This is a genomic window from Desulforhopalus singaporensis (assembly GCF_900104445.1).
Classification (GTDB): domain Bacteria; phylum Desulfobacterota; class Desulfobulbia; order Desulfobulbales; family Desulfocapsaceae; genus Desulforhopalus_A; species Desulforhopalus_A singaporensis.
Map to the genome: position 1 here is coordinate 24,739 of NZ_FNJI01000039.1, position 6,888 is coordinate 31,626.

Consider the following 6,888-nt stretch of genomic DNA (forward strand, 5'->3'; position numbering starts at 1 on the left):
GCTACCATAAATCAGTTTATGATCCTTTTTGAAGAGAGGATGCTGGGAAATTGATCGACTGGACGTTTACACAAAGTTTCTTACACCCTCTCGCTGGATTAATATTAAACTGCGCTAACTCGATACGTTGCTCGAATTAGAACTTGAGAGACAAGCGTACACCACTCTCGAAGACATCTTCATCACCGGTTGCGTCACCGGAAACGAGATATGCGAGAACTGCATCAATATTCATGTTATCCATAAGAGCGTAGGTAAGTTTACCGTCGACTTCAAGTCCGAGCTCGTCTTCGCCATTTATATCGTTTTCCGCAAGCATTGCGTACCAGAGGTCTGCAGTAAAGGTCAGTTTGTCGGCAGGCTTAACGGTTACTCCGGCGTTAACTGCGAAAATATTGGTCGCTCCATCCGCATAGGAGCCGGTAGATACTTGATTATCGAAAATACCGTAACCCATGATCTCAGACCAGTAATACCAAGCCCCTATAGGATCGACGAATGCTTCCATGTCGCCGTCAGTCGGATCGTCGTCACCGGTAGCGTAGAATACCTGACCGTGTGCGATACCTGCGTCAACACCCAGGGCGCCGAGGAATGCCCTGATGTCGTCATCACCATAGTCGCCGCCGTTATAGATCAGAGAACCCCATACGCTGCCTACGTCCATCTTCAGATTGAAATCAGCGCCAAAGTAGAATGAATCCCAATCGCCCTCAGGAGTTACCACGCCTTCAGAATCAACGGAGGTACCTTCGTCGGCTGAGTAGTATATAAAGTATGGAGTAAGATTCAGGTTGTCGCTTACCTGTACACCAACCTGGAAAAAAGCAATACCTTCGGTATAGTCATAACCGCCACCGTCTTCGGTCTTTTCAGAGATGTATCCAAATGATGGACTAACGTTGCCGAATTTCGGAGCAACTACGATACCGGCAAAATCGTCGTCGAAGATAAAACCGCGGGCAATAGTGTAACCTTGGATACCAAGCTTAGTACGAACATTACCGAGAGTGAAATCAGCATAGGAGTGCTTAATTTCAAATACAGTACCGTCAGTACCGACATCTCCAAGAGGCTCGCTACCCCAGTTGTAATCAAATTCGAACTTGTTTACGAACTTGAATTCGTCGTTGAATTTTGCGGTGTAGTAGAGACGGGTACGGCTGTCAATGCGTCCGTAGCTTTCGCCGTCCTGATTAAATTCATCCTGAACGAAAGCGCGGGTACGCCAGTAACCGCCGAATTGATTCTCCACTGCAGATGCAGTGGTAGCCGCCACACCACCAGCGAAAATGAGGCCAACGGCTGAAGCAATAACCTTTCTCATTGTAATCTTCTCCATATTTTATTTTTTTAGCCCTCTCTTCAAAAGGCCGTTTTTATCTTTCACAGGTTATCTAGCGGATCGTCAGCTAAAACCTCGCAAAATACCACGAGGCCAACCGTGAAGATATTCTGCTATGGTTGGACAATTTACCCAGGTCGAACCTATGGACAGATGCAAAGGACAGGATCAAAAGGCAGAAGAGCTCAGTGCCTTTTTACTTTTACAAACGCAACATTGAATGCTGAACTTCTCCTTGGTGACAATGCATACAAGTTCTCTTTTTGCAGTAGTCAGTTTAGTTATAACGATACCCAAAAATGCCGAATCCATCGCACGAGCAAGCTCGAGAATTTATGCCCTCCTTATTTATCTTTTGCTCTTTTTGTTCGACAGGCGCACTGTCTCCACTTTTTGCATTCATTTTTTCGACAAGTGCGCTTTAGCCAGAAGGATCCGACTATCTTTATAGCATCTCAGATTTTTATTAGGTGTACTTCCCTAATCGCGTATTTTCCATGTGTCGCTACTCTCCTTTTGGTTTGCCCGGAATCAAACGGAATCCTTGGCCGGGATCATCTGAAGTTCACAAACTGTTTAACAGTTCTATAAATTCGTAACAAATATCAATGGTCTTAGGCATGAGTCCAAGTGACAACTCGTCAACCATCAATACCTTTGTATCGATCGTTAGTGATATTCAGCGTCGAAATTTGACCCTTTTCCTCTTTGAATATTGACCCCTTTGCGGCAGGAGGCCTGAATATTTTTTATTTTTAAAATTTATTCATATTAGATGATTAACAGCTATTAAAGATAAAAGATATTTAAGCCAATGGGGTCAACCTTGAACGCTGATTGACAGTAGACACCGAGAAAAAACTGGTAACAGTATCTTTTTTTTTCCAAGAAGACATAAAAAGAACTTTGTTTTGCATGTTTCACGCAGGACAATGCTCTTGCCATCTGCAATCATACAATTCCCTTGCTTGTGCCTTAATATTCCAGCCGAACTAATTCCTGCCTGTAGAAGTCTCCCATTCTGTTACCAATTCGTCTGAATCCAATACCAAACCCAAGTACAAGGAAATGATACGCAACGCTGATTCTTCCATATCTTCAAAGCCCCGGCAGAGGTCTCTTGGAACTATCACCCGAAAGTCCCGGTTAGCACCATCAAATGCAGTATTTAAGACGCAGCAGTCAGTCATAGCTCCAGTTAACACAATGACCTCTTTGCGTAGGTTGCGTATCAATAGCTCGAGGTCGGTTGTGTAAAAAGCACTCAACCGCTTCTTTCCGCTCACGATGTAATCGTTGTCTTGAACATCAATGCCAAAATCGCACCATTGCGATTCCTCAATAGCATGCTGGTCTATTCCCGGAATGCTACCTGTCGTCATCGGAAATGTCAGTCTCCATGCGCTGATGTTGCCATTGATGTCATCAGAACCGTCAGCGCGAAGAGTTGAACGAACGTTAATGACTGGTATACCTAGCTTCCTGCACGTGCTTGTAAAGCTATTGATTGGCTCGACAATCTGCCGTGCCCGAGGTGCAGGACAGGGAGCCTCGGGGGCTTCGGAAAGGTGCCCCATGCACATGTCAATAGTTACGATTGCCGTTTTTTCGGGGTTGAGATAGAGTTCAGACATTTTGTCTGTAATGTTTTTTCTGACTCCATTAAAGTACGCTTTCATGTGATTTCTTTCCATTTTAAAGCCGCTGATTCATCAACTGATTCAGTTTTAATAGAATCTACAACCATGCGCAGAGTTGTTACAATCAGCAAGCCTCGACGAATATATTGTCATTTTTAAATAAATACGTCCTATTAACAGTATGTTACACACCAACTATTCACTTGGACATTCTTCACATGCAAGTGCCACGTTAACATACTCTTCGTCAGCGCATTTATTACTCAGTGTTTCAACGTCTACCAAAATCTTTGGCAAGCAGTGAAAGTTGTATACAGCCATATATATCGCTATAGGAAAGCCAACTATAACAATGGCTCCTTGAATGGTGGCCGCACCTCCGACAACTACCAGCATGGCAGCCATGGTACACATCGCGATACTCCACAAAGCCTTGTGCATCTTGCCTGGATTTGTAGCCCCAGTTGTAGCCTGCGAAATCGTAATAGCTATAGAGTCGGCTGTTGTCACCAAGCATAAAACTGTTATGACAATAGTTAACGGAGCCAGTATCTGGTGAAAGGGAACTTGATTCAGCCAAGTCCAGAGAACCATTTCCGTGCCACCCAGGGACAACGCCTTAGTCACTAACCCGTTCAAAAGGCGATCATAATGAATTGATGCTCCCGCCATCATGATATACCAGGCTATAAAAGCTACATTCAAAATGACGGTAGCGGTTACGGTGATTTCTCGTACAGTACGGCCTCTAGAAATCCTAGCCAGAAATGCCCCCATAATGGGAATCCAACCTATGCAAAAAGCAGCAAAAAAGATTGGCCAGTAGCTTAACCAAGTCATGTCCCCTCCTGGATTAAGCCAAAGAGCCAACCTGGGGTATTCCTTGAGCATGATTCCCCAGGAAGAGAAGAAAAGAGTTACAATATAACGAGTGGGCCCAAGGAGCATAATGGCCAGTCCCAGTAATAAGAGGCCATAAGCATTCCACTTAGCCATGTACATTATCCCTTTGTACAATCCAGTAACTGCGGCAAGAGTAACCACTACCATGATTGTCCCGATGATGCCGAAGTACAGCATATTCGTTGGTTGCACACCGTACAACACCTCCAGCGACCTCCCCAGAGATAAGGATAGCAGTCCGATCGGCGCTACTGTTCCAACCAAGATAGCCAGAGCGCTGAAAAAATTAAAGCTCCTGCCGATAAATCCCCCAAAACAACCTCCCTCTTTATTTCTCGCAAGCAAAGGATAAAACATTGAGCTCGGCGTAAATGGCATCCCCTTATGATATACGGCAATCATTATGCCTAGAGCCGCTAAAGAATACCCGGGGAACATAGGCAACCAGTTAACACCTACATAAGCAATTCCAGCCTCAACAGCTTCATTAGAACCTGGTGTTATTCCCGGAAAGGCAGGTGGAACCGTAGCTGCCTGCATGATAAGGTCAGCAGGAGCAAAGAAAATAAGACTAACAGCCAGGGCGGCCGTAAAAAACATTGACATCCAGGTAAACAGGCTAAACTCAGGCTTTTCCAATCCTCCTAATCTAATTGAGCCATACCGAGAAAAACCGATCGCGAAAACGGCTAATAAATTCACAGCATAAATTCCCAAAAACAACCATCCGAAAGTCTCTGACAAAAATTTAGTGCCTGTGGCAATGCCTTTATTCATCATATCTGGCACAACAACACAGCCTAAAATTGTCAGAACAGCAACTGCCAGCAAAGCACTAATCACCGGCCTGTCTGTCTTGCTTATCTCTGATATTCCAGTCGAATCAGCCATTAGCTTAACCTCTCTTATATCTGTGATTTAGGTAGACACAATTGTCCGTTTCAAATAACAAGTGTTCCTCGGTCTAGGTGGCTAGACATGAATCGTTGCCTTTTGGTTTGCAAAGTACATTCTCTATTATTTTAATTTTTTAATTTCCTTGTCTAAATATTTATTAAAAGAATTCATGAAATTGCACACTACCTCCAACTCTTTTTCTTGTATTTCATTAAAAAATTTTAGATCTCGCTCTTCCCATGCCTTATGGCGTCTATGATGTTCTTTGTATAATAATCGCCCCTTTTCCGTTAGCTTGTAATAAATTTCTTTTTTGTTTTCATCATGTTGATAAGAAATAACATCTCCACTAGAAATAAGCTTTTTTATGATTTTGCTCACCGCGCCTCGAGTTAAGTGTAGCTTTTTAGCTATTTTTGTAACATTTAGATTCTCTGTGCTACCTATTTGCTCGATGCAGTTGGTGTCTGATATTCCATAACCTTGTATTACATTTCTAGAATCCAATTTTGTTAACACGTCCTGCTTGTCGTACAGTTCCAGAAATTTCGATAACAATAAATTTGGATATGATATAGACTGCCTATTCATCTCAACTCCACGTATTGTTCTCCCGCACTTTTGGTGCTTTCGGATGTTTATTGTGTAGGTGCTCTCGGCTCCCTCGGCCTCTGGTCAATATGCGAAATATTTAAGATCCCAAACTATATTCAACACATTCAAAGCTGATCTTAATCCGAAGGCTAAATAGCAAACATTATCTGAATTTCAAATAAACCTATTATCAGCATGTTACGGGTCAATTCCTCGTTAACGAATGTCTACTTATCAACGTACGGATTAATCGTGCAGAGTTGCTACTTATGTAGTGCTTCTGCACCGTGGTCGACAAATACCATCAACCGAATCCGTAACATTTAAGAATATTAGAAAACTTCTATGCCACACACAACCGAATCGCGCAAATCCTCAGTACAGACAAAACTTATTAAGCTCGCATTTATGGATTTCTGATCTACTTCTCGTACACAGTCACCAAGCGTAATGGCGAAACATATCAACTTGCGCATTGAAGTCTTGCTGCAACCTCCTCTCCACAATAGCGACATAAGAGTGTTCAATACTCATCCTATAAACCTCTATTGACTTGATCTGGCGACCCTTTCACCGGGTTCCTCAAAATGAAACGTTAAAATCAGCTTATCGTGGATTGTTTCCTTCGTCAACAATAAATTGTTTCCTGGTAAACAATATTTGTTAATATTCTAGCGTGCACCTCAAAGGCGAATTTTTGTAACAGACCTTTGCTTGTCTTAACTACCAATTAATGAGCGTTTAGAGATCAGAAAAAGGGGTAACACTTTCTAATTGTGAGGATTTACATGAGAATCCTTTAGGAGAAGGAGTGTTACCGATGACAAAATAAAAAGAAGACGAGAGTTCGCAGAACGTTCAGTGCGGAAGAAAAACTCAAGGCGGTATTGCTGGTGTGGACGGAAAAGAGAACCGACCCCGAGATCTGCAAGAAAATGCAACTGAATTGGACGCTGTTGGACCGGTGGCAGAACCAGGCCATGGAGGGTATGCTGTCGGCATTGGAACCGAAGAGGAAAGAAGATGCCCCCTCGTTGAACACCCGGTTAGAGAAATTGCTGGAGAAGAAACTCCTGTCGAGGGGCGGCAACTTCACCAAACTGGAAAGCCGTCTGGAATCACTGCAACAGAAACGGCAGGGGGAATCGAGCTATTAATCCGGCGGGCATTTAGGTCTTAAATAGTGTACACTGTCTGCATGAAAACTACAGACGCAAGAAATCTTCCCAGAGAAGTCCAACAACACAATCGTGACCAAGCTATACGTTTGTTCAAGGCAGGTAAATCCCGTAAAGAGATTGCCGAAATAGTTTCAGTTCACTACGACGTAGTTTGCCGATGGATTCGTGCATGGAAAAAAGGTGGTAATAAAGCTATTCAGCTCAAGAAAAGGGGGCGAGGTTCTGTTGAGCAGCGAAAGTTGACTGAGTCTCAAGAAGCTGAATTGAAAAGACTATTAACTGATAAGAACCCAAAGCAACTTAAATTACCTTTCGCTCTTTGGAATAG

5 protein-coding genes and 1 pseudogene are annotated in these 6,888 nt (G+C 43.2%); 2 read left to right on the forward strand and 4 right to left on the reverse strand.

What is annotated here, in order from left to right; all coding sequences use genetic code 11:
- Positions 1–136: 136 nt before the first annotated feature.
- The 4 genes from BLQ17_RS19075 to BLQ17_RS19090 all read right to left on the reverse strand — a co-directional run bounded on the left by BLQ17_RS19075 (position 137) and on the right by BLQ17_RS19090 (position 5,292).
- On the reverse strand, positions 137–1,327 hold the full coding sequence (locus BLQ17_RS19075) for an alginate export family protein (protein ID WP_092225752.1): 1,191 nt from the start codon (positions 1,325–1,327) through the stop codon (positions 137–139).
- Positions 1,328–2,337: 1,010 nt separating this feature from the next.
- The gene (locus BLQ17_RS19080) at positions 2,338–3,024 is read right to left on the reverse strand and encodes a cysteine hydrolase family protein (RefSeq protein ID WP_092225753.1); all 687 of its coding nucleotides are present in this window, start codon (positions 3,022–3,024) and stop codon (positions 2,338–2,340) included.
- A gap of 156 nt (positions 3,025–3,180) precedes the next feature.
- Positions 3,181–4,779, reverse strand: a complete 1,599-nt coding sequence (locus BLQ17_RS19085) for a BCCT family transporter (RefSeq protein WP_092225754.1) — start codon at positions 4,777–4,779, stop codon at positions 3,181–3,183.
- A 126-nt stretch (positions 4,780–4,905) separates the two neighbouring features.
- Positions 4,906–5,292, reverse strand: a complete 387-nt coding sequence (locus BLQ17_RS19090) for a MarR family transcriptional regulator (protein ID WP_218121850.1) — start codon at positions 5,290–5,292, stop codon at positions 4,906–4,908.
- Between the two features lie 947 nt (positions 5,293–6,239).
- Here BLQ17_RS19090 and BLQ17_RS19095 point away from each other — a divergent pair.
- Together BLQ17_RS19095 and BLQ17_RS19100 are read left to right on the forward strand one after the other, a co-directional pair.
- Positions 6,240–6,536, forward strand: a pseudogene (locus BLQ17_RS19095) (hypothetical protein); the annotation flags it as partial.
- 41 nt (positions 6,537–6,577) lie between these two features.
- On the forward strand, positions 6,578–6,888 hold a 311-nt coding region (locus BLQ17_RS19100), incomplete at its 3' end, for a helix-turn-helix domain-containing protein (protein ID WP_143005563.1).

Excerpts from the sequence above, each read along its gene's own strand:
- BLQ17_RS19080 (WP_092225753.1), bottom strand. The coding sequence starts at position 3,024 with ATGAAAGCGTACTTTAATGGAGTCAGAAAAAACATTACAGACAAAATG.
- BLQ17_RS19085 (WP_092225754.1), bottom strand. The coding sequence starts at position 4,779 with ATGGCTGATTCGACTGGAATATCAGAGATAAGCAAGACAGACAGGCCG.
- BLQ17_RS19075 (WP_092225752.1), bottom strand. The coding sequence starts at position 1,327 with ATGAGAAAGGTTATTGCTTCAGCCGTTGGCCTCATTTTCGCTGGTGGT.